The organism is Amycolatopsis sp. Poz14 (genome assembly GCF_006704225.1).
Taxonomy (GTDB): Bacteria; Actinomycetota; Actinomycetes; order Mycobacteriales; family Pseudonocardiaceae; genus Amycolatopsis; species Amycolatopsis nivea.
The window spans coordinates 7,335,106-7,361,462 of sequence record NZ_JACLHD010000001.1 but is presented as its reverse complement, the minus strand read 5'-3'; the positions used below and the strand labels follow the sequence as shown (position 1 = coordinate 7,361,462).

General features: G+C 70.5%; 26 protein-coding genes. 10 read left to right on the top strand and 16 right to left on the bottom strand.

Annotated elements, in window-relative coordinates; all coding sequences use genetic code 11:
• Positions 1-29: 29 nt before the first annotated feature.
• Complete coding sequence (locus FKO37_RS34180; protein ID WP_238607211.1) at positions 30-911, top strand: ornithine cyclodeaminase family protein; 882 nt, start codon at positions 30-32, stop codon at positions 909-911.
• On the opposite strand, the gene FKO37_RS34175 is transcribed toward FKO37_RS34180, so the two are convergent.
• The 3 genes from FKO37_RS34175 to FKO37_RS34165 are packed head-to-tail and all read right to left on the bottom strand — an operon-like array spanning position 904 to position 2,914.
• Positions 904-1,692 (bottom strand): ABC transporter permease subunit, encoded by a 789-nt coding sequence (locus FKO37_RS34175; protein ID WP_238607210.1) that lies wholly within the window; start codon positions 1,690-1,692, stop codon positions 904-906. The two genes, FKO37_RS34180 and FKO37_RS34175, sit on opposite strands and share 8 nt — an antisense overlap.
• Entirely contained in the window at positions 1,689-2,570 is an 882-nt protein-coding gene (locus tag FKO37_RS34170) for an ABC transporter ATP-binding protein (protein WP_238607209.1), read from the bottom strand. The genes FKO37_RS34175 and FKO37_RS34170 overlap by 4 nt, the downstream gene beginning before the upstream one ends.
• Entirely contained in the window at positions 2,567-2,914 is a 348-nt protein-coding gene (locus FKO37_RS34165) for a hypothetical protein (RefSeq protein WP_238607208.1), read from the bottom strand. Before FKO37_RS34165 ends, FKO37_RS34170 begins: the two co-directional genes overlap by 4 nt.
• 57 nt (positions 2,915-2,971) lie before the next feature.
• On the opposite strand from FKO37_RS34165, the gene FKO37_RS34160 reads away from it, so the two are divergent.
• The 3 genes from FKO37_RS34160 to FKO37_RS34150 are packed head-to-tail and all read left to right on the top strand — an operon-like array spanning position 2,972 to position 5,141.
• Positions 2,972-3,367, top strand: coding sequence for a GntR family transcriptional regulator (locus FKO37_RS34160; RefSeq protein ID WP_238607207.1), 396 nt, complete (start codon positions 2,972-2,974; stop codon positions 3,365-3,367).
• Complete coding sequence (locus FKO37_RS34155) at positions 3,364-4,476, top strand: DUF5808 domain-containing protein (protein WP_238607206.1); 1,113 nt, start codon at positions 3,364-3,366, stop codon at positions 4,474-4,476. Before FKO37_RS34160 ends, FKO37_RS34155 begins: the two co-directional genes overlap by 4 nt.
• A gap of 32 nt (positions 4,477-4,508) precedes the next feature.
• Complete coding sequence (locus FKO37_RS34150) at positions 4,509-5,141, top strand: bifunctional 2-polyprenyl-6-hydroxyphenol methylase/3-demethylubiquinol 3-O-methyltransferase UbiG (protein ID WP_238607205.1); 633 nt, start codon at positions 4,509-4,511, stop codon at positions 5,139-5,141.
• Between the two features lie 575 nt (positions 5,142-5,716).
• Here the strand turns inward: FKO37_RS34150 and FKO37_RS34145 are convergent.
• On the bottom strand, positions 5,717-6,217 hold the full coding sequence (locus FKO37_RS34145) for an antitoxin (RefSeq protein WP_238607204.1): 501 nt from the start codon (positions 6,215-6,217) through the stop codon (positions 5,717-5,719).
• A gap of 208 nt (positions 6,218-6,425) precedes the next feature.
• Between FKO37_RS34145 and FKO37_RS34140 the strand changes: the two genes are divergently transcribed.
• Complete coding sequence (locus tag FKO37_RS34140) at positions 6,426-7,520, top strand: CaiB/BaiF CoA-transferase family protein (protein ID WP_238607203.1); 1,095 nt, start codon at positions 6,426-6,428, stop codon at positions 7,518-7,520.
• 409 nt (positions 7,521-7,929) lie between these two features.
• On the opposite strand, the gene FKO37_RS34130 is transcribed toward FKO37_RS34140, so the two are convergent.
• Both FKO37_RS34130 and FKO37_RS34125 read right to left on the bottom strand, forming a co-directional pair.
• On the bottom strand, positions 7,930-9,150 hold the full coding sequence (locus tag FKO37_RS34130) for a cytochrome P450 (protein WP_238607202.1): 1,221 nt from the start codon (positions 9,148-9,150) through the stop codon (positions 7,930-7,932).
• 153 nt (positions 9,151-9,303) lie between these two features.
• Complete coding sequence (locus FKO37_RS34125; RefSeq protein WP_238607201.1) at positions 9,304-10,839, bottom strand: fibronectin type III domain-containing protein; 1,536 nt, start codon at positions 10,837-10,839, stop codon at positions 9,304-9,306.
• 295 nt (positions 10,840-11,134) lie between these two features.
• Here FKO37_RS34125 and eno point away from each other — a divergent pair, with 295 nt between their 5' ends.
• Positions 11,135-12,409, top strand: a complete 1,275-nt coding sequence (gene eno, locus FKO37_RS34120) for a phosphopyruvate hydratase (RefSeq protein ID WP_037818651.1) — start codon at positions 11,135-11,137, stop codon at positions 12,407-12,409.
• 48 nt (positions 12,410-12,457) lie between these two features.
• Here the strand turns inward: eno and FKO37_RS34115 are convergent, their stop codons facing one another.
• From FKO37_RS34115 to FKO37_RS34105, 3 genes are all read right to left on the bottom strand, one after another.
• Positions 12,458-13,555, bottom strand: a complete 1,098-nt coding sequence (locus FKO37_RS34115; protein WP_238607200.1) for an MFS transporter — start codon at positions 13,553-13,555, stop codon at positions 12,458-12,460.
• 1,061 nt (positions 13,556-14,616) lie between these two features.
• Complete coding sequence (locus FKO37_RS34110) at positions 14,617-15,375, bottom strand: trypsin-like serine protease (RefSeq protein WP_238607199.1); 759 nt, start codon at positions 15,373-15,375, stop codon at positions 14,617-14,619.
• Positions 15,376-16,228: 853 nt separating this feature from the next.
• Entirely contained in the window at positions 16,229-17,437 is a 1,209-nt protein-coding gene (locus FKO37_RS34105) for a hypothetical protein (protein ID WP_238607198.1), read from the bottom strand.
• 172 nt (positions 17,438-17,609) lie between these two features.
• Here FKO37_RS34105 and FKO37_RS34100 point away from each other — a divergent pair, with 172 nt between their 5' ends.
• Positions 17,610-18,446, top strand: coding sequence for an SDR family oxidoreductase (locus tag FKO37_RS34100; protein WP_238607197.1), 837 nt, complete (start codon positions 17,610-17,612; stop codon positions 18,444-18,446).
• Between the two features lie 21 nt (positions 18,447-18,467).
• On the opposite strand, the gene FKO37_RS34095 is transcribed toward FKO37_RS34100, so the two are convergent.
• From FKO37_RS34095 to FKO37_RS34085, 3 genes are read right to left on the bottom strand one after another with little or no spacing between them, the layout of a single operon-like run.
• The gene (locus tag FKO37_RS34095; protein WP_037818660.1) at positions 18,468-18,860 is read right to left on the bottom strand and encodes an Imm1 family immunity protein; all 393 of its coding nucleotides are present in this window, start codon (positions 18,858-18,860) and stop codon (positions 18,468-18,470) included.
• Positions 18,861-18,890: 30 nt separating this feature from the next.
• Complete coding sequence (locus FKO37_RS34090) at positions 18,891-20,132, bottom strand: RNA polymerase sigma factor (RefSeq protein ID WP_238607196.1); 1,242 nt, start codon at positions 20,130-20,132, stop codon at positions 18,891-18,893.
• Positions 20,132-20,530, bottom strand: coding sequence for a YciI family protein (locus tag FKO37_RS34085; protein WP_238607195.1), 399 nt, complete (start codon positions 20,528-20,530; stop codon positions 20,132-20,134). The genes FKO37_RS34090 and FKO37_RS34085 overlap by 1 nt, the downstream gene beginning before the upstream one ends.
• A 205-nt stretch (positions 20,531-20,735) precedes the next feature.
• On the opposite strand from FKO37_RS34085, the gene FKO37_RS34080 reads away from it, so the two are divergent.
• A complete protein-coding gene (locus FKO37_RS34080; protein WP_238607194.1) occupies positions 20,736-21,527 on the top strand; it encodes a thioesterase family protein in 792 nt (263 codons plus the stop codon).
• Positions 21,528-21,536: 9 nt separating this feature from the next.
• On the opposite strand, the gene FKO37_RS34075 is transcribed toward FKO37_RS34080, so the two are convergent.
• Entirely contained in the window at positions 21,537-21,917 is a 381-nt protein-coding gene (locus tag FKO37_RS34075; RefSeq protein ID WP_134663423.1) for a hypothetical protein, read from the bottom strand.
• Positions 21,918-21,949: 32 nt separating this feature from the next.
• A complete protein-coding gene (locus FKO37_RS34070) occupies positions 21,950-22,726 on the bottom strand; it encodes a GntR family transcriptional regulator (RefSeq protein ID WP_051729615.1) in 777 nt (258 codons plus the stop codon).
• A gap of 97 nt (positions 22,727-22,823) precedes the next feature.
• Here FKO37_RS34070 and FKO37_RS34065 point away from each other — a divergent pair, with 97 nt between their 5' ends.
• Entirely contained in the window at positions 22,824-23,876 is a 1,053-nt protein-coding gene (locus FKO37_RS34065) for a YeiH family protein (RefSeq protein WP_078870726.1), read from the top strand.
• Positions 23,877-23,880: 4 nt separating this feature from the next.
• On the opposite strand, the gene FKO37_RS34060 is transcribed toward FKO37_RS34065, so the two are convergent.
• Positions 23,881-24,144 (bottom strand): hypothetical protein, encoded by a 264-nt coding sequence (locus tag FKO37_RS34060; protein WP_238607193.1) that lies wholly within the window; start codon positions 24,142-24,144, stop codon positions 23,881-23,883.
• Between the two features lie 94 nt (positions 24,145-24,238).
• Here FKO37_RS34060 and FKO37_RS34055 point away from each other — a divergent pair, with 94 nt between their 5' ends.
• Complete coding sequence (locus FKO37_RS34055) at positions 24,239-24,736, top strand: putative immunity protein (RefSeq protein WP_238607192.1); 498 nt, start codon at positions 24,239-24,241, stop codon at positions 24,734-24,736.
• Here the strand turns inward: FKO37_RS34055 and FKO37_RS34050 are convergent.
• Positions 24,733-26,352: an ABC-F family ATP-binding cassette domain-containing protein gene (locus FKO37_RS34050; RefSeq protein ID WP_238607191.1), complete on the bottom strand. Its 1,620-nt coding sequence runs from the start codon at positions 26,350-26,352 to the stop codon at positions 24,733-24,735. The two genes, FKO37_RS34055 and FKO37_RS34050, sit on opposite strands and share 4 nt — an antisense overlap.
• Positions 26,353-26,357 lie beyond the last annotated feature (5 nt).

Sequence of the window (26,357 nt, the reverse complement as noted above, 5' to 3'; positions counted from 1 at the left end):
TGTCGGTGCCGTGTGCGATGCTCGTCGGCGTGCTGTTCCTCGATGCCCCGCCGACCGTCCGCCAAGCCGTCGACGCCATCCGTTCCGCATTGACCGGCGGCCTGGACCCGGACCAAGACCCGCCGCGGTCTGTCGTACCGGTGCCCACCGGGCAGTTTCTGCTGATGCCCGCGTTCTGGGACCGCTACGCCGGGGTCAAGGTCGCCTCCGTCGCCCCGGACAACCCGGCTCGCGGCTTGCCGCGGATCCAAGGCCACTACCTGCTGATGGACGGCCCGACGCTCACCCCCAAGGCGCTCCTGGACGGCATCGCCCTCACGTCGGTCCGCACGGCGGCGGTTTCCGCCGTGGCGGTCGACCTCCTGGCCGAGCCGGACGCGGAGCGCTTGGTGGTGTTCGGAACAGGCCCGCAGGCGCAGAGCCACATCGAAGCCTTCCGCGCCGTGCGGCCGGTGCGGGAGGTGGTGGTCGTCGGCCGGAATCCGGAGCGCACGCAAGCTCTCGCCGCGCAGTACCCCTTCGCCCGGGTAGGCACGCCGGACGACGTGTCCTCGGCTGATCTGATCGCCTGCTGCACCTCGTCGAGAACCCCCGTGTTCGACGGCGCGAAAGTCCCCGAGCACGCCACCGTCGTAGCCGTCGGCTCACACGAACCCGACGCACGGGAAGTCGACGATGTCCTCATTGGACGGTCCACAGTGGTCGTCGAAGGCATCGGTGCGGCTGCTCGCGAGGCCGGAGATGTAGTGCTGGCAATGAAATCCGGCGTCCTCGCGGCGGACGACCTGGTGCCGCTCGCGGAACTGGCACAGGGGAGGACGGTGGCATCGGGTCCCCGGTTGTTCAAGAGCGTCGGAATGGCTTGGGAGGATCTGGTGGTCGCGGCGGCGGCCTATGAAGCTCTCACGTGACATCCCGGCGCAGCGGGAACGCGACCGCCAGCCCGGCCGCGACCAGCGCGTATCCGAGGAGAACGAGCGCGCCGCCCGCGGTGGGCAGCAGTTGTCCGCCCGTGTGGCCGGTCTGCTGGGCGAGCGCGTCGGTGAGATAGCCGAATTCGGTGAGCGCGGCGGTGGCTCCGCCGGGAAGGTAGGGGTAGATCGTGTTCACGCCGGGAATGGCGAGCAGCGCGATTTCGACCAGGTACAGGTACCCGATCACCACCGCCAGCGCGGCGACCTGGTTCCGCAGCAGCGCACCGATTCCCACGCCCAGCACGGTGTAGATCGTCATCGCGGCGGCGATCCGGAGCAGCAGTTCGATGACGGTCGCCGGGGCGAGGCCGACGGTCAGCCCGTGGAGGGCGGCGCTGCCGTAGAGCGCGAGCCCGGCGGCCACTGCGGTGACGACGCCGTAGCAGAGGCCGCCGACGGCGAACGCCGCGAGTTTCGCGACGAGGATCCGCCAGCGGCGCGGTGCGAAGAGGAACGTCACGGAAATCGTGCGGTGCCGGTACTCCGACGTCATCGCGACGGTGCCGAAAACGGCGGGGAACAGGACCGTCACGGTCGCCATGCCGAGCACGTTCCGCACTCCGGCGGCGGTGTCGAGCCCGGGCATCGGCGGCTGGACCTGCTCCGGGCCGATCACGCCGATCAGCCCGACCAGGCCGCCGCCGCACACCGCGGCGGTGATGAGCGCCCACAGCCACAGCCGGGTGGAGCGCAGCCGGCGGAGTTCCGCGGCGATCATCGGCGTTCTCCTGCGGTGAGGGCGAGGAAAACCTGTTCCAGGCCGGGTTTTTCCGGGGTCAGCTCGTGGATCCGCAGTCCGGCCGCGGCCGCCCGGTCCGCGATCTCGGCGGTGCTGAGGCCGGAGACGCGAAGCAGATCCGGTGCGATCCGTTCGGCGGCCCCGCTCAACGTTCGAGCGAGGTCGTCGGCGTCGGGGGAGCGGACGAGCGCGGCGGGTGCGGTCGAGACGGACAGCTCCGCCAGGGTGCCGGTGGCGACGAGGCGGCCGTCGCGGATGACCACCACCTGCCCGGCGATCTGCTCCAGTTCGCTGAGCACGTGGCTGGAAACCAGCACGGTGCGGCCGCTCGCGGCGAACCCGGTGAGCAGGTCGCGCAGCCACGCCATGCCCTGCGGGTCCAGTCCGTTGCCCGGTTCGTCGAGCACCAGCACTCGCGGGTCGCCGAGCAACGCGGTCGCGAGACTGAGCCGTCGCCGCATGCCGGTCGAATAGCCGCGCGAGGGCCGCCCCGCGAAGGCGGTCATTTCCAGTTGCTCCAGCACCTCGTCGACGCGCCGGCGCGGCAGCCGGGCCATCGTGGCGTAGATGCGCAGATGCTCGCGCGCGGAACAGGACGGATGCGGGTCGGCCCCGTCGAGCACCGCGCCGACGGTGCGCGCCGGATGCGGCAGCTCGGCGTACCGGACGCCGTCGATCGTCGCGGTCCCGGCGTCCGGCCGGACCAGGCCGAGGAGCATCCGCATCGTGGTGGTCTTCCCGGAACCGTTCGGCCCGAGGAAACCGGTGATTTTCCCGGGACCGGCGGAAAACGTCAGATCGGCGACCGCGGGCGTCGCGGCGAACCGCTTGGTCAGGTTCTCGACGGCGATGCTCATGCGCGGGCCTTGAGCGCTTCGGCCAGCTCGGCCGCGTCGGGCAGGCTGAGCAGCAGTTCGCCGAACTCCCCGCCGTCGAGGACGATCCGCAGCGCCGGGCCGGACCGGCGCGCCGACACCAGCTGGCGCGTCCCGGTGCCCAGCCCCCAGATCCCGACCTTGACCACCCCGCTGACCAGCATGCCGATCCGGCCGCCGCGCGTGCGGGCCAGCGGATTCCCGATCTGCTCGACCGTCCGGATCCGCGCCAGCGGGACCGTGATCTCTTCTCGCCACACCGCGATCCGCTCCCAGCGGGAGAACCGCACCCGGAGCCCGTCGCCGACGATCTCGGCTGTCGCCATCGTCTTCACCCCCTGCGTTATCTGTTCTATTAGATGTATAGCAGATACCCTGGACGGGTGCTGCTGACATTGGATCTCGACAGCGAGACGCCGATCTACCTGCAGATCCGCGACCGGGTCGTGGAGGCGATCGCCCAGGGCGACCTCGGCGAGGGCGACGCGCTGCCGTCCACCCGGCAGCTCGGCGCCGACCTCGGCATCAACTTCCACACCGTGAACAAGGCCTACGACCTGCTCCGCGCGCAGGGCCTGATCCGCATCAACCGCAAGAGCGGCGCGGTGATCCGCCGCGACGCCCGATCCGGCCCCGCCGAATCCGGGTACGCCGACGAATGGCAGGAACGGCTTCGCACGCTCCTGGCCGAGGCCGTCGCGCTCGGGCTGGATGCCGACGAGGTAATCGCCCGGTGTGGCTCGGTGTTGGAATCCTTCCGTGCCAAGGCGGCGTCGTGACGTCGTCGGTCTACCTGGATCTCGTGCTGGTGGCGCTGCTGGCCGCCGGGTTCTGGGCGGCGCCCGCGCTGGCTCGGCCGACGCTTCCGTTCGGTGTGCGGGTGCCGGCGGCGCGCGTCGCCGAACCGGAGATCGTTCGTGCGCACCGTCGTTATGCGCGCGGGGTGCTGGTGGTCGGCACTCTCGCGTTCGTCCTGGTCGCTTTCGCCTCGGGCGGACTGCGCTGGGAGCCGGCGGCCGCGTTCGCCGCACCGGTTCTCGCCGCTGCTTGCTGCGGCCTCGGCTACCAGGCGCACCGCACGGTCGCCGCCGCGAAACGCTCCGGCGACTGGTACTCCGGAACCCGGCAGGCGGTCGCGACCGACACCTCGCTGCGCACCGACCCGGTCCGTCCACAGTGGATTTTCCTGGCCCCGGCGGCAGTGCTGTTCGCGATCACCGCGGCGATCGGTGCGTGGCACTACGGCGACCTGCCCGCGACACTGCCGACGCCGAACGGAATGACCGTCGACTCCGCCCTGCGCGGCGCGACCACGGTAGGCCGCGCGTTCGCGACTGTCACCGCGCAGCTGTTGAGCATCGTCCTCGTGGCTCTGCTGGGTATCGCGTTGCCGCGTGCCCGGCCGGAACTCGACGCGGCGCAGCCCGCCGCCTCGGCCGCCCGGTACCGCAACTACCTCGGCGGCGTGCTGCGACTGCTGTTCGGCACCGCCGGATGCGTGGCCGCGAGCTTGCTGGTGGCGTCGCTGGAGGTGTGGGAAATCGTCCCGGCCACGACCGGCGCGACCGTCGTCAGCTACCTCCCGCTCGCCTGCGCGGTGGTCGCGTGGGTGGCGTTCGCGTTCCGGGTGGGTGATGCCGGGCACCGGCTGCCTGCGGCCGAAGAGGATTCCGGCCGGGTACAGCGCGACGACGACCGGTACTGGCACCTCGCGGGCATGGTCTACGCGAACCGCGGCGATCCGGCCCTTCTCGTGCACCGGCGCTCGGGGGTCGCCTGGACGCTCAACCTCGGCCACCCGATCAGCTGGGCGCTCCTCGCCGCACTCGCGGTGTTCGCCGCGCTGGCTGGATTCGGCGTCGTCGAACTGCCTTCCCGCGGCGGATAGCCTGGGTTTCTTCGACGGCGAGGGGAACTGGGATGTCCGAGGAACTGACCACCGCGGCGGAACTGTTCGACGCGATCGGCGCCGGGTACGAGGACGCGTTCGGCCGCCCACCGGTCGTGGACGCGGCGGTGCGGGAGCTGCTCGCGGTGCTGCCGCCGTCGGCGCGGGTGCTCGACGTCGGCAGCGGGACCGGCCGCCCCGTCGCGGCGGATCTGGTCGCCGCCGGGCACCGGGTGACCGGGATCGACGTGTCCGCGGAGATGGTGCGGATCGCCCGCGAGCAGGTGCCCGAGGCCGAGTTCGTGCAGGCCGACGTGCGGGAATGGGAGTCGGAACCGGGGACGTGGGACGCGGTGTGCGCGTTCTTCCCGTTCCTGCAGCTGCCGCGGGCCGAAACGGAGCGCGCGCTCGGCCGGATCGCCGGCTGGCTGGCCCCGGGAGGAAGGTTCGCGCTGATCACGGTGCCCGCCGACGTCGAGGACGTCCCGGTCGACTTCCTCGGCCACTCGATCCGGGTGACGAGCTTCCCGGCGGACGCGCTGGCCGACCGGGTGCGCGCGGCCGGGCTGGAAGTGACCGGGACCCGGACCGAAACGTTCGCCCCGGACAAGCCCGGAGCGGAGCCGGAGGAACACCTGCTGATCTCGGCCCGCAAACCCGGCTGAGTGGCTCTCGACCGCGGAATTGTGAAAGAAATTCAGCGATGCGGATGCGGCACGGGAAAGCGGGGCGGCATTTTCGCGCGGTCCGGGTGAACACGCCGGAAACTGCGCTGAAACACCGCCCCGCCCGCTCGTCGCTGCTGGTCTCAACAATCCCTGTCGAGGCCGGGTTATTGCGGGATCGCCACGGTTTGCTCACGGCGACCGATTCGCGAGGTTTGCAAGCTGAGTTGTTGCGACCGCGGCCTCCGACGTTCACGGCTCGTTTTCGCTCGCGGCGGCTGGTCTCGTTTCGCCGCGGAGGCTGGCCGTTGCAACAGATTCCCGCAGCCGACCGCGGTTGCCGACGCGCACAGCTCTCTCGCCCCGGCTGGTTGCCGAGGCTCGTGACTTGCGCGGTTCGCTGGCCGCGGTCGATCTGCGGACTTCCGGTGGCAGTTGATTTCGCGCGAGGTTCGCCTGCGTGGCTGTCTCCCGACTCGCGCAGTTCCTTTGCTGCCAACGATTTCCCGGTTCTCGGCGGGGCAGACGTGCGCGGTCCGCCCCCGGCGCGGGAACTCAGGCCGGAACAGCCCTGGTTACTGCTGGTTGCCCCACTGCTGCTCGCCCTGCTGGCCGCCTTGGTCGAAGCCGCCCTGCTCGCCCTGGCCGAATCCGCCCTGGCCGCCCTGCTCGCCTTGACCGAATCCGCCCTGGCCGCCCTGCTCGCCTTGACCGAATCCGCCCTGGCCGCCCTGCTCGCCTTGACCGAATCCGCCCTGGCCGCCCTGCTCACCCTGGCCGAATCCGCCTTGGTCGCCCTGACCGAAGCCGCCCTGCTGACCCTGCGGACCGCCCTGCTGGCCGCCCTGGTCGAAGCCGCCCTGCTGCTGCCCGCCGCCTTGTTCCTGGCCGCCTTCCTGGCCGCCGCCGAAGTTCTCCTTCAGTTTGTCCGCGCCCTGGCGGATCTGGTCGCCGTGCTTGCCGCCCGTTTTCTCGTCGGCGAATTCGGCGGCCTTGTCGATGCCCTGGCCGACCTTGTCCGGGTTGTTGCCCGCGAATTCCTGGATCTTGTCCTTGGCCTGGTCGAAAAAGCTCATCGAAAATCCTCCTTGATCTATTCGTGACCCATGGATACCAGCCGGGTACCCGAAGGGCGCGGCCGCGAGACGCCAGTCCCCGGTTCGGGTGAGGCCCGGCGCCGGTTCTGCCCGGGTCGGGCCACGGGTGGGTTACCCCACACGCCCGGACGCGGACCGGACCGGCCGGTAGGGTCGCCGCGGCAGGCGCCGGAGCCGAGGAGGACACGTGGCGGGACCGTTGAGCGGGCTGAAGGTCGTCGAACTGGCCGGGATCGGGCCGGGGCCGCACGCGTGCATGGTGCTCGCCGACCTGGGCGCGGACGTCGTCCGGGTGGAACGGCCTTCCGGATCGCTCGACCTCAGCGGCGGCAAGCCGGACCCGCTGCTGCGCGGACGCCGCTCGGTCGCCGCGGACCTCAAGACCCCCGAGGGCCGCGAACTCGTCCTGCGGCTCGCGGCGAAAGCGGACGTGCTGATCGAAGGGTTGCGGCCGGGCGTCACCGAACGGCTCGGCGTCGGCCCGGACGACTGCTTCGCGCGCAATCCCCGCCTGGTGTACGGCCGGATGACCGGCTGGGGCCAGGACGGCCCGCTCGCCCAGCGCGCCGGGCACGACATCAACTACCTCGGCCTCACCGGCGTGCTGCACGCGATCGGCCGCGCGGGCGAGCGTCCGGTGCCGCCGCTCAACCTGGTCGGCGACTTCGGCGGCGGGTCGATGTTCCTGATCGCGGGCGTGCTCGCGGCGCTGTGGGAATGCGGCCGGACAGGGCGCGGCCAGGTCGTGGACGCGGCGATGGTCGACGGCGCGAACGTGCTGTCCCAGATGATGTGGGCATTGCGCGGCCTGGGTTCCTGGTCCGACGAACGCGGCACGAACCTCCTGGACGGCGGCGCGCCGTTCTACGACACGTACGTCTGCGCGGACGGCCGTTACGTCGCCGTCGGTTCCCTCGAACCGCAGTTCTACGCGGCTCTCCTGAACGGCCTCGGCCTCGCCGCGGAAGACCTCCCGGCGCAACTGGACCGCGACGGCTGGCCCACCCTCCGCGCCACCTTCACCCGGGCCTTCCTCACCCGCACCCGCGACGAATGGGCCGAGGTCTTCGACGGCACCGACGCGTGCGTCACACCGGTCCTCGCTCCCGACGAGGCTCCTCAGCACCCGCACATCGCGGCCCGGTCCGGCCTGGTCACGCTCGACGGCATCGTCCAGCCCGCTCCGGCGCCGCGGTTTTCGCGCAGCGCCACGGATGTGCCGACGCCGCCGCCGGTGCCGGGCGCGGACACTGAGGACGTCCTCGCCGATTGGAAGGCCTAGCTCCGCAACCGGACCGGCAGCGTCAGGTGTCCGTTGGTGATGAACGACGGGACCGGTTCCAGCTTCTCTCCGGCTACTGCCAGCGCCAACTCCGGGAACTGCCCGAACAAGGCAGGCAGCGCCAGCTCGGTCCGGCCTGGTCACGCTCGACGGCATTGTCCAGCCCGGCTCCGGCGCCGCGGTTTTCGCGCAGCTTGGAAGGCCTAGCCCCGCAACCGCACCGGTAGCGTCAGGTGTCCGTTGGTGATGAACGACGGGACCGGTTCCAGCTTCTCTCCGGCTACTGCCAGCGCCACATCCGGGAACCGCTCGAACAAGGCAGGCAGCGCCAGCTCGGTCCGGCCTGGTCACGCTCGACGGCATTGTCCAGCCCGCTCCGGCGCCGCGGTTTTCGCGCAGCTTGGAAGGCCTAGCCCCGCAACCGCACCGGTAGCGTCAGGTGCCCGTTGGTGATGAACGACGGCACCGGTTCCAGCTTCTCCCCGGCCACTGCCAGCACCAAATCGGGGAACCGCCCGAACAACGCAGGCAGCGCCAGCTCCGCCTCCATCCGGGCGAGCTGCGCGCCGAGGCAGTAATGCACGCCGTAGCCGAACGCGAGCGCTGATTTGTCCTTGCGGGCCAAGTCGAACTCGTCCGCGTCCGGACCGTGGTGGGCCTCGTCGCGTCCGGCGGGGCCGAAGGACGGGAGAATCGGGTCGCCCGCGCGGATGACCGTGCCCTCGACCTCGATGTCCTCTCTCGCGAACCGCAGCGGCAGGTGCGAAATCGGGGCCTGCCAGCGCAAAGTCTCGTCCACCACGTCCGACCAGGTGCGCGTTCCGTCGCGGACCTGGCGCAGCTGCGCGGGATGCGTGAGCAGCGCGGTCACGGCCTGGTCGAGCAGGTTGACCGTCGTCTCGTGCCCCGCGGTGATCACCAGCATCAGCGTGTCCACCAGCTCCTCTTCGCTCAGCCGGGAGCCGTCGGAGTCGCGGGCGGCGATGAGCGCGCTGGCGAGGTCGTCGCCGGGCTCGGCGCGCCGCTGGGAGACGAGGTCGGCGAAAATTCCGTACAGCAGCTCGACGTTCGCGGTCGCTTCTTCCGCGGTCGCCGACGTCGCGAAGACCCCGGCCACCGCGGTGCGCAGGCCCGGCCGCGCTTGTTCGGGGACGCCGGCCAGCCGGCAGATCACCTCGATCGGCAGCCGGTAGCAGTACTGTTCGCGCAGGTCGGTTTCGCACGGTCCGGCGTCGAGCTCGCCGAGCAGGCCGTCGACGATTTCGGCGACCACCGGGCGCAGCGCGGCGATCCGGACGGGCGCGAAAGCCTTGGACACCAGCGACCGCAGCCGCCGGTGCTCGTCGCCGTAGGCGGTGAACATGTTCTGCACCGAAACCCAGATGTGCAGCGACCAGTCGGACGAGATCTCGCCGTCCCGGTAGGCGGGCCAGTGCCGCCGGGGATCCTTCGAGACCCGCGGGTCGGCGAGCAGGGCGCGCAGCAGCGGCAGGCTGGTGACCGACCAGGCCAGCACGCCGCCCGGCAGTTCGACCACGGTCAACGGTCCGCGGGCGCGCAACCGGGCGCCCTCGCCGTGCACGTCCGGCGCCACCGGGTCCAGCACGAAGGGGGTGACGGCGTGGTCCATGGGCGCTCCCTCGCGGCCCGGTGGTCCACAATGGACGGACGATGGGGGAGGTGTCCGTTGCGGCCGCCGGGTCCGCGACAAGCGTAGTGCGGCTAAGGATTCTCTTGTCCGGCTTGAGGGGTGGTCCGGGCGGGGCGGGAGAAGGGGTTGACGTCAGCCGTCGGCGCGCTTGCGGTGCAACGAGAACCGTTCGAACACCGACAGCTCGCCGGTCGGCTTGGTGACGTTGTAGTAGGTCACGTGCATGGTCGTCGTGCCGCCCGGTCGGCGTCCGGGGTCGACGGTGAACGCGGCGAAACCGTAGGGGTGGTCGAGGTCGCGCACCGCGCTCCACACCGCTTTTTCGCGCACGTAGGTCGGTTTCCGCTTGCCCGTGGCGGGATCCCGCTTGTCCGCGACGGCGGTCAGCACCTTTCCCGTGCCGTCCCTGAAGAAGCTGCCGTTGGTGGTGCCGGAGACGCCGCCTCCGCCGAGAACCATGTGCACGGTGCCGTGCGTCGCGTCGATGTCGTCGGTCGCGTCGGACACCGGGTTCGGCGTGAGCGTCTCGCTTCCCGCGACGACGCCGTGCACGGCAAGGGAGCGTTCGTAGTCGTGCTCGTGTCCGCAAAGCACCGGGTCGACGCCGTAGCGGTCGAACAGGGGGCCGTACTTCTCGCGCAGGCCGAGGTCGGCGCCGTTCGCGTCGGACGTGCTGATCATGACCTGGTGCATCGCGACGACGATCCAGTCCACGTCGCGCGACGCCCGTGCCGCGGCGAGTTCCTTCTCCAGCCAGGCGAGCTGCCGCCCGCCGGAGTAGCCGCTGACGTAGACGTCCCCGCCGTCTTGCAGGCAGTTGTCGTCGTTCTGCAGCACGATCACCCGGACCGAGCCGACGGTGAAGCCGTACCAGAGCCCGGCCAGTTCGGGGTCGGTTTCGGTGGAGGGCAGCTGGAAGTACGCCTGGTAGGCGTCCATGCCGATCGCGCCGTTCTGCTTCTCGATCTCGTGGTTGCCCGCGGCGGGCATCCACGGCCGGTACCGCGCCGAGCGGGTGTTGTTGGTGAAGAAGTTGTTCCAGGTGCGCACGCGGTCGACGTCGAGGTTGGCGTAGCAGAGGTCGCCGTTGAGCAGGTGGAACAGCGGCGCGACGGTCTCGATGCCGGTGACGATGTCCTTCGTCGCCGGGGTGGAGAAGAAGTCGAGCGCGGGCGCGCCCTTGAGATCCCAGGTGACCTGCGGCGCGGACTGGTCGCCGAAGCTGGTGAAGGTGAACGCGGACCGGCCGCTGGGCGCGGTGCGGAACGTGCCCGCGTCGGGTGTGGCGCCGTCGTGCTGGGCGACGTAGAGGTACTCGGTGTTCGGGCAGAGGCGGTCGATCTCGGCGTGGTGCACCCAGACCGTGCGGTTGGACGCGCCGTCGAGGTAGGTGCGGGTGACTGCGGGCGCGGACGAGCCGAAGCCGTCGTCGAGCGTGCCGTAGCGGACGCGGGGACGGCCGACCGGGCCGTCGGTGAGCCACGAAACCACCATCTGCCGCGCGGGATCGCGGCCGAACGTGAGATGCAGACCCTGCACCGGGGTGGCGCCACCGCCCGGCGTCGGCATGAGCGGAGCGGCGGCTGCCGTACCAGTGCCGAGCAGTGGTACGGCAGCGCTCGCGCCCATGAGACCCAGTGCTCCTCGACGGCTGACGGTGCTGGACATGGCGGCCTCCTCCGGCTCCCCGGCGGAAGCGAAGCTATGCCGGCCGCGCGGCCCGCCGATGAACGCGAGCTGTCCGGGGCGTGAAGCGTCCTTTCCGCCGGTTCCGGTTCGTTCCCTTTGCCGGGAAACGGGTTCCGGACTGTCCGAAGTGGATTCTCCCGGCTCAGCCTGATCGATTCAGAATCCTTCTGCTAGCCTCCGGGGTGACGTGCGGCTCGCCGTGGTGCCGCGTTGCTGCCGGGGCGCTTCACGGAGCGTGCGCTGAGTGCTTCGGCTCGAACCTCCGAGGAGCGTTATGACAGGCATCGTCCGGGTCCGGGGCCGTGAGGTGCTCGACAGCCGGGGCAACCCGACGGTCGAGGTCGACGTGGTGCTGGCGGACGGGTCGGCGGGCCGGGCGGCGGTGCCGTCCGGGGCCTCCACCGGCACGCGCGAGGCCGTTGAGCTGCGGGACGGCGACGCGAAGCGGTTCCACGGCAAGGGCGTGCGCAAGGCGGTCGACGCGGTGAACGGCGAGATCGCCGACGCCGTGGTCGGCATGGAGGCCGAGGCGCAGGCCGACGTCGACCGCGCGCTGATCGCCCTCGACGGCACCGAGAACAAGGCCCGCCTGGGCGCGAACGCGACGCTCGGGGTTTCGCTGGCGGTGGCGAAGGCGGCCGCCGCGGCGAACACGCTGCCGCTGTACCGCTACGTCGGCGGGGTGTACGCGCATCTGCTGCCGATGCCGATGATGAACATCATCAACGGCGGCGCGCACGCGGACAACCCGATCGACTTCCAGGAGTTCATGATCGGCCCGGTCGGCGCGGAGACGTTTGCCGATGCCGTGCGGATGGGCTCGGAAGTGTTCCACACGCTGCGGAAATCGCTGCACGACGCGGGACACAACACGAATGTCGGCGACGAGGGCGGGTTCGCGCCGCAGCTGGGGTCGGCCGACGAGGCGCTCGAGTTCGTGGTCCGCGCGATCGAGCAGACCGGGTACGAGCCGGGCAAGGACATCGCGCTGCTGCTGGACCCGGCGGCGTCGGAGTTCTACCGCGACGGCGTCTACGACTACACCGGCGAGGGCCGCAAGCGCAGCATCGAGGAGCACGTCGCGTATCTGACCGAGCTGACCGAGCGCTTCCCGATCGTGTCGATCGAGGACGGTCTCGCCCAGGACGACTACGCCGGCTGGAAGCAGCTGACCGACGGCATCGGCGACCGCGTCCAGCTCGTCGGCGACGACCTGTTCTGCACGAACGTCGAAATCCTGCGCGACGGCATCAAGCGCGGCATCGCCAACTCGATCCTCATCAAGGTCAACCAGATCGGCACCCTGACCGAGACCCTGTCCGCGGTCGACACCGCGCACAAGGCGGGCTACTCGGCGGTCATGTCGCACCGTTCGGGCGAGACCGAGGACACCACGATCGCCGACCTCGCGGTAGCGACCGGCTGCGGCCAGATCAAGACGGGTTCGCTGTCGCGGTCGGACCGCACGGCGAAGTACAACCAGCTGATCCGCATCGAAGAGGAGCTCGGCACCGAGGCTCGCTACGCAGGCTGGGACACCCTGCGCTGAGCTGGTTTTTTGAGGCGGCCCGGGCCCTCTCGCCCGGGCCGCCTTTCTCTACTTCTTGACCCTCAACAACACCGCAGCGGCAGTAAAGGCCGCGCTGACCCAGAACGCCGCACGCGCATGCGCCGCGTCGAGGACGACGGCCCCCGCCACCGCAGGCCCGACCACCGCGCCGAGATTGAACGCAGTAGTCGCGATCGCCCCGGCTACTCGCGGCGCGTCATTGCTGGCAGACGTGACGATCGCAGCGATCAACGCGGACCCGACGCCGAACGCCATCGCCCCGGTGAGCAACGCGGCGGCGATGAGCCCCGGAAGACTCTGCGCCGCGAAGAACGCCGCCACCCACCCGGCGGTCAGCACCAGCGTGCCCGCTTTGAGGATCCGCGGCCCCGCCTTGCCCGCGATCGTGACGCCGACGAACGACCCCACGCCGAACACCGCCAGCACGACCGGAACCCATTCGGAGGGGGCGGTCATCGTGCCGAGGTAGGTGAAGGCCGCGAAGGTACCGCCGTTGATGAGAACCCCCTTGCCGACGGTGACCACGACGCGCGGCTGCGCCAGGACCCGCCACTCGCGATACACCGGACTTGTGGCTGGCGGGTTGTCGAACTTCGCTCCTGTTAGCGCGACGGCGGCCACGCCCGTGATCGCCGCGATCGCCCAGAACGCGGCCTGCCACCCGGCGTACTGCCCGAGCACCGTCCCGGCCGGAACGCCGACGATGCACGCGAGCGTGACACCGGACAGCAACACGGAAGTCGCCCGCCCGACGGAGTCCTCCGCGACGAGCGACGGCAGCGACGCGAGCGCTATTGCGAGAAACCCAGCATTGGCGAATGCCGCGAGGGCGCGGGTTACGAGGAGGAGCGGGAAGTCGGTGGTGAGAGCACCGACTACGTGGACTGCTGCGAAGAGCCCGAGGAAGCTGATGAGCGCGATCTTGCGGGGGAGTTTGCCGCCGAGCATCGCGAGAACCGGCGCGCCGACGACCATTCCGGCCGCGAAGAGAGACGTGAGCAACCCGGCGGTGCCGAGCGAGACACCGGTGGCCGCGGCGATCTGGGGGAGGAGCCCGGAGAGGACGAACTCCGAGGTGCCTTGGGCGAAGACTGCGCTGGCTAGGAGGAAAATTATGGGAGGCAAGGGAATCGACTCCGAACGGCTGTTGACGTCTGGGACGCCAGAGGATTGAGGACGGTTCGTCTGCGGAGTGGGGTGCCTTGGGCTCGCGGGCAGCAGCACGCGCGGTGGGCTGGGTGCTTGGCGGGAGCTGCGCTGGGCGAAACCTTGCCCGGCGTGGCGGCTTGCGAGCATGCTTCGCCCAAGTGCTGCGGTGCCAAGCACGTTCGGCCAGCGGTGCTGTGGCACCGAGCGTGTTTCGCCCGCGGTACTGCGGCACCGAACTCGCTCGGTGGTGCTGTGATGCCGAGCGAGTTTGCCAGCGGTGCTGCGGTGCCGAGCTCGTTAGGCGGTGCTGTCGTGCCGAGTGTGCTTTGCCCGCGGTGCCAAGCGCGTTCTGCCACCGGTGCTGTGGTGCGAGTGTGCTTCGCCCGCGGTGCCGTGGCGTCGAGTCCGCTCAGCGGTGCCGTGGTGCCGAGTGCGCTTTGTCTGCGGCTCTGCTGTGCCCAAGCGTTCGCCAGAACGCGTATCGAACGGCGAGTTTTGCCTGCGGCGTCAGACTTCACCACGGTGTGGCCACCGTGCGCAGGCTTGGCGCTGGCTGGCCGACTATGCCGTCGGTGCGCTTGGCAGTCGTGAGTGTTGATGCCGGTTAGAACCGGCGTCAACGCTCACGAGAACCTGCTCAGGGCACAACTCAACAGCACTGCGTTTGTGGTGAAGCTTTCGCTGGTCAGCCCAATCCGGCAGCAAGTCCGGCACCCGTCACTCCGCCGCCCAGCTTGCTGCTGGGCGGCTATCGTCTGCTGGCCTCCGGCGACGTCATGTCTTGGACTTTACCTTGCCGTGCTCAGGGAGTCGCGTGGGTTCTGCTGTTCCTTCCGTGTGGAGCGACCCGGTTCGGTCGTCACGGGGTTGTGGCGATCGCCGGGGCCGTGCGTTCGACGTGTGACAGACGGTGGACAACCTGCCTCAGAATGGACTTGCTGCGGTGTCGCATGAGAGGTTTCCGCGCACCGGCAATTTCGCCGTGGCAGGTGAGGAACGTCGGTCCGGGCAACGGGGTGTCGGTTGGGTGCGCGGGTTCAGTTCAGTCCTGCGTGGGCTGCGATGTCGTCGGCGAAGGACGTCACCCTGGTGTACATCCCGGGTTTGCCGGGCTTTCCGCAGCCGTCGCCGTAGGAGACGATGCCTACTACCGTGTCGCCGACTACCAGTGGGCCTCCGGAATCTCCTTTGCAGGCGTCGATGCCGCCGTTCGGGTAGCCGGCGCACAGCATGCTTGTCGCGGAATATTCCGGGTACGCGGTGTGGCAGAAGGAGTCGTCGGCCACGGGGACGGTGGCTTGGCGCAGGTAGTCCGACCGGTCGCCGCCGTCGGCGGTTCGGCCCCAGCCCAGGACGGTGGCGTTGGTTCCGGCGGGGTAGCGGCTCGGATCGCGGGCCAGGTCGGCGGGGCGGTAGGGGAGCGAGCCGCGGACGGTCAGGACGGCGATGTCCGAACCTTGTTGCGGGGTACGGAAATCCGGGTGTTGCCAGGCGGCGGACACGGCGCGGATGACTCCGTCTTGGCTGCGTTTGTCTTCCCGTCCGGCGACTACGCGGAGTTCGCCGGTCGGGACGGTGGCGGCGCAGTGCGCGGCGGTCGCGACCGCGGTGCGGCTGACGATGACGCCGCCGCAGAACTGGGTTCCGTGACTGTCCACTAAGTACGCCGCGTACGGATGTAGTGCCAGGGAAGCTTTTTCTCCCCCGATGACGGTCGGGACGGCCCCGGCGGCGGATGTGCTCAGGCTGATGACGGACAGGACGACGGCGACGATGAATGCGAATCGGCGTGGCATGGCGGACCCCCTCGGCTGCGGCAGCGCACGAAGACCACTTTAACCGGCGGTTGAGGGGAAAACCGTCGCTGAACCGGGTGGAAACCGCGGGAGCCCGGATCCGGACTCCCGCGGCGGCTGAGGGGGATTGCTTCCCGAACACGGCTCGGGCCAAGGGATCGTGGACGGCGCGTGGAGAGAAGGCTTGCGGAGAGACGGGAACAGGGTGAAGAACGGCTCAGGGAAACGGGATTCGGAGACGCGGCTCGCCGGGAGAGAGGGAAGCAGGGGGCTCGGAGTGAAACCTGGCGACGGCGGGGTCGTTGGCGAGGAACTGCCCAGGAGCGGAGTGCTCGATCGAGGGCCTGAGGGGAGGCCTGGTCGGAGCCGTCGGCGCGGACCCGGTCTGAAGTCCCCGGCAACCCGCGATCAATTCGGCAGAACGGAAGTGCGGACGGGGGCCACCGGCGCGGGGCCAGCCTCAGACTCCGCCTCGGCACCCTCAAGAACCTCGGCAGACCACCGGACGCGCGGGCGGGAGTCGCTTGCCTCGGACTCCGCACCTGTGCCCCGCGAACCCCGGCAGAGCGGACCTGAGAACGGGAGCCGCCAGCGCAGGGCCAGCCTGGATTCCGCACTGGTGCCCCGCGAACCCCGGCAGAGCGGACCTGAGAACGGAAGCCGCCAGTGCAGGCCAGCCTGGATTCCACATTGGTGCCCAAGAAACCTCGGCAGGCAGGACGGGAAGGAGTCACTGGTGCGGAGTCAGCCCAGATTCCGCACCGGCACCCCGAGAACTCCAGCAGAACAGACACGCGAACGGGAGCCGCCGGTGCGGAGTCAGCCCCAGACCCCGCACCGGCACCCCCAGGACTCAGCAGAGCGGAGCCACCGGCTTGTCCGAGCCGGTCTTCACATACGTGTCCGAGATGTAGTGCCCGGGCCCGATCCGGTCCCAGATCTTGCTCGTCCCGAATTTCCCGGTCACCGAGTCCCCGTTGACGTAGCATTCGATGTTCACCTTGGCGTAGTTCGCCGCCAGGCCCTTCACCGACGAGGTCGTGTGCGCGCCCGACCGGACGTTCACCGGGTCGCCTGCCGTTTGCACCAAACCGGTCGCCGCGGCGGAGCCCGTCCACAGGTAGGTGACCTTCACGTTTCCGTTGTCGCCCAAGCCGACTCCTGAGCTGAAGGTGCCGTCGGCCAGGTCGATGCCCGCGGGGTTGCCCACTTTGTACCCGAGATCGTCGCGGCCGCCGTTGTAGCCGTTGTGGTAGGCGGCGTAGGCCTCGGGCTGACCTTGCGGCAGGTCTTTGTACTCCGCGCGCACCGAGGGCGGGTTCCAGTAGTCGTCCTTGGTGTTCCACGGGCCGACGTCCCAGACCGGCGCGTATTCGCAGCGGCTGTTGTCCGTCTTGCACACTCGCACGGTGTAGTTGCCGGTTCCCTTGGGCGACAAGGCTTTTCCGGACGGCAGCGCGACGAAGTGGTCGTTGCTCGCGATGACGTGGCCGTTCGCGGTGGTGTGGCCGGTGAGGCCTTCGCGGGTGGCGTAGATCGTGTAGGTCAGCGGGGTGGACGCGGCGATGGCGTTCGCTTGCGGGGACAGCGAACCGGTCAGGTCGACCTCGCGCACGGTCGGGCGGGCGGCGGTGGTGCTGGACAGCGTGATCCTGGTCTGCACAACGCTCACCGCCCGCGGGAGTGCGGTGCCGGCGGGGGTCCATTCGGTCCAGTCGTCGGCGCCGGAGCGGCCGCGGACGTCGACGTCGACCGTGGTGCCCTGCGGGGCGTCCGCGGAGATCTCTGCGGCTACCCGGTTCACCGGCGCGGGCAGGCGTCGTTCGGCGGAGAGCAGGTAGCCCTCGCTGCCCGCGGCCCGGTCGGCGGGTCTCCACGCGGCGTCTCGCAGCGTGAGCGTGCCGCTGGCCGCCGCGACGTTGACGTCGTCACTGTCCACTGAGGACAGATCGGCTCGCCAGGCGGCGGCTTCGGCGGCGCTCACCGGCGTCGCTACTGCGGTGACCGCCCCCGCGGCGAGCAGTGCGGCGACCGTGCGCCGGACCGTCACATTCCCGACCACGACGGATCTCCCTTCACTCGTCCGAATCGAACTGCCGGAGTGTCGGCGGGATCCGTACACGATCCATACAACGATCTCGCCCGGTCGTGTACCGGACGCGGGAGGTTGACAGCGGTGAGTCACAGCTATAGCTTTGCGAACAAAGTTAATTTAACAGCAAAGGAAGTGTGGGATGACCATCCTGGTGACGGGGGCGCGCGGGAATGTCGGGAGCGAGGTCGTCCGGGCGCTTCGCGAGGGCGGGCACGAGGTGCGCGGCTCGGCACGTGACGCGGCCGCCCTGGATCTGCCGGACGCGGTGTCGGTGGATCTCACGGCGGAGGGCGGATTCGAGGACGCGCTGCGCGGCGTGGACGCGATCTTCCTGTATCCGGCGCGACCGAACGGTGGTGCGGATTTCCTTGCCGCGGCGCGAAAAGCCGGAGTCTCGTACGTCGTACTGCTGTCGTCGCCGGACGTCTACGAGGGCGCGGCGGACAACCCGATCCGGCGGGGGCATTTGCCCGCGGAGACGGCGGTGGCGGAGTCCGGATTGCCGTTCACGGTGCTGTACCCGGGCTGGCTGATGGGCAACACCCGGCGCGACTGGGGTGCGGCGATCCGGGCCGGGGGACCGGTGCGGCTCTTCTCTCCGGAGTCGCAGTTCACGCCGACGGCCGAGGCGGACGTGGCCGCGGTGGCTGCGAAGCTGCTCACGGAGCGTAGCTATCCGGGCAGGATACTCACGGTAACTGGGCCGGAATCGATGACGCAGCGTGCGATCGTGCAGACCCTGGCGGAGGAATTGGGTCGCCCGATCGAAGTGGTGCCCGAAACGCGGAGCGAGGCGCTGGCGCGGCGTCCGGAGTGGATGCCCGAGGCGGTCCTGGAGCACCTGATGGACGTGGAGGAGGCAGCTGTGGGCCGTCGTGCGCCGGTGAACAACACGGTGGAACGGTTCGCGCGACGGGTGACGTCATTCCGCGAGTGGGCGCGGGCGCACAAGGACGACTTCGCGCCGGAGCGATAAGAAATCCACTGTGGACAGAAGCTACGCGCGCTTCCAGGAAACGCAGGCAGGTCGCGTCTGGGACTCGCACAGTTCCCGCACGGCGCGCAGCACTTCCTCGGCGGAAACCTCGCTCCCGGACGGCTGCGGGAAGTGCGCTCCCTGCAGGCTGTAATAGTCGACCGGCTCCTCGCCAGTACCGTCCGCGGGCAGGAAAGTCTCGCCGTTTTCGTGCCACGCCAGGCTTCCTCGCGCACCGCGCACACCGGCGACCAGGTACGGCGTCCGCGGCTTCCGGCCCGCGTACAGCCACCAGACGACCCCGGCGTCCGGCACGGGCGGTTCGGCGGAGCGCAGGGCGGACAGCACGTCGTCGACAGTCGTCTCGGTGACGTCGTACCCGGTCCGGCGACGGGCGTCTTCGATGCTCGCCATGGTGCGCTCCGCTCGTGAAGTGTCCTGATACTACTCGGTGCCGATCGGCGAGCGACTTGTGGAATGGCCGGCGCGCAGACGGGCCGCGCGCAGCGTCAGATAGCGCTGTTCAGCGGTGTTTCCGGTACGGGCGGCGGCCGCGGTGTAGTGCCGGACGGCTTCCTCCCGTTCGCCGGCCAGCTCCAGCAGGTGGGCGCGGGCGGCGGCGAGGCGGTGGTGGTCAGGGAGCCGGTCGTCGAGTCCGGCGAGCATGGTCAGCCCGGCGTCCGGTCCCTGCACCATCGCAGTCGCGATCGCGCGGTTGAGCGTTACGACCGGATTGCCGGTCAGCGCCTCGAGCCGCGTGTACAGCGTGAGCACGCGCGGCCAGTCGGTGTCTTCGGCCCGCAACGCGATGTCGTGCGTTGCGGCGATCGCGGCCTGGAGACGGTATTCGCCGATGCCGTCGCGGGTCAGCGCGGCGGTGATCAGCGCGACGCCTTCCCGGATCAGCGAACGGTCCCACCGCGACCGGTCCTGGTCGGCGAGCGGGATGAGGTCGCCGTCCGGTCCGGTGCGGGCCGGCCGGCGGGCGTCGGTGAGCAGCATCAGGGCGAGCAAACCGGCCGCTTCGCCGTCGTCCGGCAGCGCGGCGTGCAGCAGCCGCGCCAGCCGGATCGCCTCGGCGGACAGTTCGGTGCGGTGCAGACGGCGGCCGCCGCTGCTCGTGTAGCCCTCGTTGAACACGAGGTACAGCACGTGCAGCACGGACCGCAGCCGCGCCTGCCGCTCGTCCGCGGCGGGCATCCGGAACGGCAGCCCGGACTTCTTGATTTTCGCCTTCGCCCGGCTGATCCGTTGCGCCATGGTGGTTTCCGGCACGAGGAACGCGCTGGCGATCTCCGCGGTCGTCAGGCCGCCGACCGCGCGCAACGTCAGCGCGATCGCCGACGCCGACGTCAGCGACGGGTGCGCGCACAGGAACAACAGCGTCAGCGTGTCGTCCCGATCCGGCACTTCGGCGCCTGGCGGCTCGGCGGCGACCGTGTCCTCGCGCCGCCGCCGAGCCTGGTCACTGCGGAAGATGTCGATGATCCGGCGGCTGGCGGTCTGCAGCAGCCAGCCGCGCGGATTCTCCGGGATCCCCTCGGCAGGCCAGTGCTGCACCGCGGCGAGGAGAGCTTCCTGCGTCGCGTCCTCGGCCGCGCCGAAATCGCCGGACCGGCGCGCGAGGACGGCGAGGACCTGGGGCGCGAGCGTGCGCACCAGGTCCTCGACCTCGGCCCGCGGCATCACACCTCCGGTGCGCTCATGACCTGGCGCACCTCGATCGGCACCCGCAGCGGCGCGCCGTCGGGACCGGGCGCGGCCGAGACCCGGGTCGCGATCTCCAGCGCCCGTGCCTCCGACTCGACGTCCACTACCCGGTACCCGGCCAGCAGTTCCTTGCCCTCCGGGAACGGCCCGTCGGTGACGACCGCGCCGCCCTTGCCGTCCGCGACCACGGTCTTCGCCGCTTCCGGCCCGGCCAGACCCTCCGCCTCGACGAGCTCCCCGGCCTCGGTCAGCTCGGCGTTCAGCACGTGCTGGAACTGGATGTGCGCGCGGATGTCCTCCGGGGCCCATTCCGGCAGCGGCATGTCGCAGTCTTCGCCCTGGGCGTAGGTCTGCAGCAGCATGTACTTCGGCATAACGTTTCCTCCAGGTTCCGGCTCGCCGCTTCCGGGCGGGCTCATCAAGGGAACGGAACCCGCGCGCCGTCCTCGACACGTTTCGCGTCATCTTGCCGGGAAATTCGGCGAGCGGGGACAGAACGGGTGGCGTGAGTCTCAGTGCCCGGGACGTCCGAACGGCCTAGCAGGTAGGTTGCGGGAAGCAACTCACCTGGAGGGACCCGTGAGCACGACGACCTTCGCCGCGGTGTCGGCGGTCAAGCAGCGTTCGGACACCGAGTTCAGCGTCGACCTCAGCCCGGCGTGGACCATCGGCGGCCGCCCGAACGGCGGATACCTGCTGGCGACCATCGCGCGCGCGGCGACCGTCGTTTCCGGGCATCCGGACGTGCTCGCCGCCAGCGCGCACTACCTGCGCTCGCCCGAACCGGGGCCGGCGGAGATCGAGGTCGAGGTGCTGCGCACCGGCCGGTCCGCGACCCAATTGCGCGGACGGCTGCTCAAGGACGGCGTGCCGCAGGTCGAGGCCCTGCTGACGCTGGGCGTTCTCGGCGCGGCCGAACCGTTCTGGCAGGACGGCGTGCCGCAGCCGGAGTTCGGGCCGTTCCCGGAGGAGCCGTGGGGCCCGGACGTGCTGTCGTCCGGCATCCCGATCGCCATCCGCGACGAGATCGACGTGTACTTCGACCGCCCGCTCGCCGACGGGCCCAGCGGCCGCGGCGAACTGCGCGCCCTGCTGGCGCTGCCCGGCGACGAGCCGTTCGACCCGCTCAGCCTGCTGTTCGCCGTCGACGCCCTGCCTCCGGCGACCCTCGACGTCGCGCCGTCCGGCTGGGTGCCGACGCTCGAACTGACCGCCTACGTGCGGGCCCATCCGGCGCCCGGCCCGGTGCGCGTGCTGCACCGCGCTCACCTGATCGGCGACGGGCGGGTCGACGAGTCCTGCCACGTCTGGGACAGCGCCGGGACGCTGGTCGCGCAGGGCACGCAACTGGCCGGGATCCGGATCGGCTGAGTTCCTGGGCTACTGCCCCGGGTACGGCGGCTGCTGCTGCGGGTAGCCGGGGTACGGACCGGGGGCGGGCGGCAGCGAGCTGGAGAACGTCGGCGCGGCCGCTGGCGAGTTCATCGACATCAGCAGGTTTTCGACGGTCCTGCGGCGCGCGCCCGCGACGACCGCGACGGCCATGATCTCGAGCGCGAGGCCGAGCACGAACCAGAACAGGTGGTAGCTCGTGAACGACTCGAGGTCGGTCGAGCGGCACGACGTGTAATTCGGCTCGTTGCGGGACACCTCGCACGTCCAATGCGGTTGGGTGATCAGCACCATGATCAGCCCGACACCGATGCTCGCCAGCCCGGCGACCATGAAGAAGACCTGCAGAATCCGAGCGAAGATCGACATGCGCGGAGCGTAGCGACCCGGTGCCCGCCGGGTCAGCGGGTTCCGGCAAGTGCCCCCGTGGTGACCAACCGGTACCCGGTGCGCCCGGAGAACTCCGCGGTGAGCGCGAACCGGTCGCCGCGCACCAGCGTGTGCCGCCATTCGATCCGTTTGCCCGCGCTGGTGCCGAGGCGTCCGATGGAGAACGCGCCGACGGTTTCGCCGCAGCCGAGCAGGGTGCGTTCGGCCCGGGTCGGCACGACGGCGCGGATCTGCTCCTCGCCGTGGTCGAGCCGGACGCCGGTGCGGCGGTGGAGTTCGCCGTACAGGCTGGTGTGCTGGAAATCCGCTTCCAGCAGCGGCCGGGCGAGGTCGGCGGGCAGCCACACCCGGTCGACGGCCAGCGGGTCGTTTCCGGCCAGCCGCACGCGTTCCAGGTACAGCAGGGGAGTGGAGCCCTCCAGCGACAGCCGTTCGGCGACCACCGCGTCCGCGCGGATGTCGAGCCGGCGCACGACGCTGTGCTGGTCGAGCCCGGCCTCCTCGACCGCGGCGAAGAGGCTGTAGAGCGCGCCGAGCGGCTGCTGGATCTCCGCGGCCGCGGCGACGCGGGGCTGGCGTCCGCGTTCGGCGATGAGCGTGCCGTCCGCGCGCAGTTCCCGCAGCGCCTGCCGGACGGTCTGCCTGCTGACGCTGTATTCGTCGGCGAGCGCGAGCTCCCCGGGGAACGCGCTGTCGAACTCCCCGGCGCGGATGCGCACCAGCAGTCGCTGCTGCAACTGCCGCCACAGCGGCTGTCCGCCGGTGCGGACCAGCTCTGCCTCGCCCATGCCGGGAACACTACCGCTTGCCAAATGTACGGACAGCTCTTAGATTAAATGTACGTACATTACGGAGGAGGCCAGCAGTGCGCACAGGAGTGAACCGGTGACCGGCGCGACGCTCGGAGCGACGCGCGCGACGGTGCAGTGGCGGGCCAAGCTCGCCCGCCCGGTGCCGGGGCTCGCGGTCGCGCTGCTGGTCGCGGCGGTGGCGACGGCGGGCGGCAAGCTCGTTCCGGTGGTCGGCGGGCCGGTGCTCGCGATCCTGCTCGGCGCGGTCGCCGGCGCGGTCGTGCCGGGGCTGCGCGGCTGGCGGTTCAGCCCGGGCTACGCGATCGCGTCGCGGCCGGTGCTCCAGCTGTCGATCGTGGTGCTGGGCACAGGGCTCTCGATCCAGCAGGTCGTGCACGTCGGCGGGCAGTCGCTGCCGGTGATGCTCGGCACCCTGGCGGTCGCGCTCGGCGGCGCGTGGGTGCTCGGCAGGCTGCTCGGCGTCCGCGGGGACACGCAGACGCTGATCGGCGTCGGCACCGGAATCTGCGGTGCGTCGGCGATCGCGGCGACCAGTGCGGTGCTGAAGCCGAAGGAAGCCAACATCGCTTACGCGCTCGGCACGATCTTCACCTTCAACGTCGCCGCGGTCCTGCTGTTCCCGCCGCTCGGGCACGCGCTCGGGATGTCGCCGCACGCGTTCGGCCTGTGGGCCGGAACCGCGGTGAACGACACGTCTTCCGTCGTCGCGGCTTCCTACGCGTATGGCGGCGACGCCGGTTCGTACGGCCTCGTCGTGAAGCTCACCCGCACGCTCACGCTGATCCCGATCGTGCTGTTCCTCGCCGTGCTCGCCGCGCGCAAGCAGTCCGGCGGCCGGGTTTCCTTGCGCGCCATGCCCTGGCACCGGCTGGTGCCGCCGTTCCTGATCGGCTTCCTGGCCGCCGCGACGGTGGAAAGCGCGGGCTGGATCCCGGAATCGTGGCACGCGCCGCTGTCGACGCTCGGCACCTTCCTGATCACCATGGCGCTCGCCGGGATCGGCCTCGCGCTCAAGCCGTCCGACCTGCGCAAGGCGGGACACAAGCCGCTGCTGATGGGAGCCATCCTGTGGATCGCGGTCGCCGCGTCGAGCCTCGGGCTGCAGGCGCTGACCGGCGGGATGTGACGCGCTAGCGCACGCGCGGATTCCGCTTCCGCCGCCTGCGCTCGGTCAACGCGTCGAGGAGCCGGGGCAGACCTCGGCTCCGGCGCACGAACACCAAGGATTCGCCGCGCGGGACCGGTTCGGTCCCCGCGGCGTTTTCGTTCCGCCGGAACTTGCGGAGCCCCGCGGCGAACTCGTCCGGGTCGCCGCCGACGTCCGGGTGGTGGGTGCGCACGAACTCGCGGTAGGCCGCCTTGTCGGCTTCGGACCACGCCCTCCGCTCGTCCACTGCCGTCCTTCCCCGGTTGAGGGTTCTGCTGGGCATTCCTGCCGGAAGTCGCGTCGAACTGCCAACCGGCGGTTCAACGATACAGTTCAAGCACATGATCGAACTCGACCTCTCCGAGCTTCGTGCCGTGACGGCCTACGCGGTGGCTTGTGCGGAACCCGCGCTGCCGATCTTCGAACAAGCCCGTCCAGGCGATCGGCGTCCGCACGAGGCGATCGATGCCGCCCGGGCGTTTGCTCAGGGAGCTCAGCGCGGCAAGGCGATTCGCGACGGTGCGTGGGCGGCGCAGCGGGCGTATCAGGAAGCCCGCGACGCCGGTCAGGCCGCGGCGAGCGAGGCTGCCCGGGCCGCGGTCGCCGCTGCCGGTGCGGCGTATCTGCATCCGCTCGCGAAGGCGACCCAGGTGTGGCACATCCTCGGCTCGGCCGGTCATGCGGCGTATGCCTGCGAATTGGCCGGGTTGACCCCGCAGCATCCGGCGGCTGATCCCGTGGTAGTGCGGGTTCTGTCGCGGTACCCGGCGGCTCCGGGCGGCCGGGGCCGGGCGGGGGAGCTGGTGCGCGAGCTGGATGCCTTGCTGCGCAAGGGTTAGCGAACCCGCTCCACCCGCCGCTCGTCCCAGACCGGTTCCGGAGTCTCGCGCACCACGCCGTCCGAGCCGAAGACCAGGTAGCGGTCGAACGAGCGCGCGAACCAGCGGTCGTGGGTGACCGCGAGCACCGTGCCCTCGTACGACTCCAGCCCGTCCTGCAGCGCCTCGGCCGATTCCAGGTCGAGGTTGTCGGTCGGCTCGTCCAGCAGCAGCGCGGTGGTTCCGGCCAGTTCCAGCAACAGGATCTGGAACCGCGCCTGCTGTCCGCCGGACAGCCGGTCGAACGCCTGCTCGCCCTGGCGGTGCAGTTCGTACCGGCGCAGCGCCGCCATCGCCGCGCCGCGGTCGGCCGCGTGTTCGGTCCACAGCACGTCGACGAGCGTGCGGCCGGTGAGCTCCGGACGCGCGTGCGTTTGCGCGAAATGGCCGGGCACGACGCGGGCTCCGGTCTTCCATCCGCCGGTGTGCGCGACGTCGCCGCCCGCGAGCAGCCGCAGGAAATGCGACTTCCCGGAGCCGTTCGAACCGAGCACCGCGACGCGCTCGCCGAAGAAGATCTCCAGCGAGAACGGCTTCATCAGCCCGGTGAGTTCGAGGTTCTCGCAGGTCACCGCGCGCACGCCGGTGCGGCCGCCGCGCAGCCGCATCCGGATTTCCTGCGGCCGCGGCGGCTCGGGCGGGGGACCGGCCTCCTCGAACTTCCGCAGCCGGGTCTGCGCCGCCTTGTACCGCGACGCCATTTCGTCGCTGCGCGCGGCGTACTGCTGCATGTCCCGCACCAGCCGTTTGAGCTGGGCGTGCTTCTCGTCCCAGCGGCGGCGCAGTTCGTCGTAGCGGGCGAAGCGTTCCTGCCGCGCCTCGTGATACGTCGCGAAACCGCCGCCGTGCACCCAGGCGTCCGCGCCGTCGCCGCCAGGCTCGACGCTCACGATCTTGTCCGCCGCTCGCGCGAGCAGTTCGCGGTCGTGCGACACGAACAGGACGGTCTTGCGGGTTTCCTTCAGCCGGGCTTCGAGCCAGCGTTTGCCGGGCACGTCCAGATAGTTGTCCGGCTCGTCCAGCAGCAGCACCTCGTCCGGCCCGCGCAGCAGCGCCTCCAGCACGAGGCGTTTCTGCTCGCCGCCGCTGAGCGTGCGCACGAGCCGCCAGCGCGCGCGGTCGAACGGCACGCCGAGCGCCTCGGTGGTGCACATGTCCCACGTGGTCTCGAACTCGTATCCGCGGGCTTCGGCCCAGTCGCTGAGCGCCTGCGCGTACCGCATTTGCGCGGCCTCGTCGTCGACCTCCAGCAGCCGCTCCTCAGCCGCGTCGACCGCCAGCGCGGCGTCGCGAACCCGTTGCGGGGCAACCGAAAACAGCAGATCGCGCACCGTGCGTTCGTCGCGCACCGACCCGACGAACTGCGCCATCACGCCCAGCCCGCCGGACACCGTGACCGAGCCCTCGTCCGGCTTCAGCTCTCCCGACAGCATGCGCAGCAACGTGGTCTTGCCCGCGCCGTTGGGGCCGACCAGCGCGACGACCGCGCCCTCGCCGACCCGGAAAGAGACGTCGCCGAGCAGCGGACGCCCGTCGGGCAGCACGTAGCGCAGATGCGCGGCCTCCAAATGCCCCATGTCCG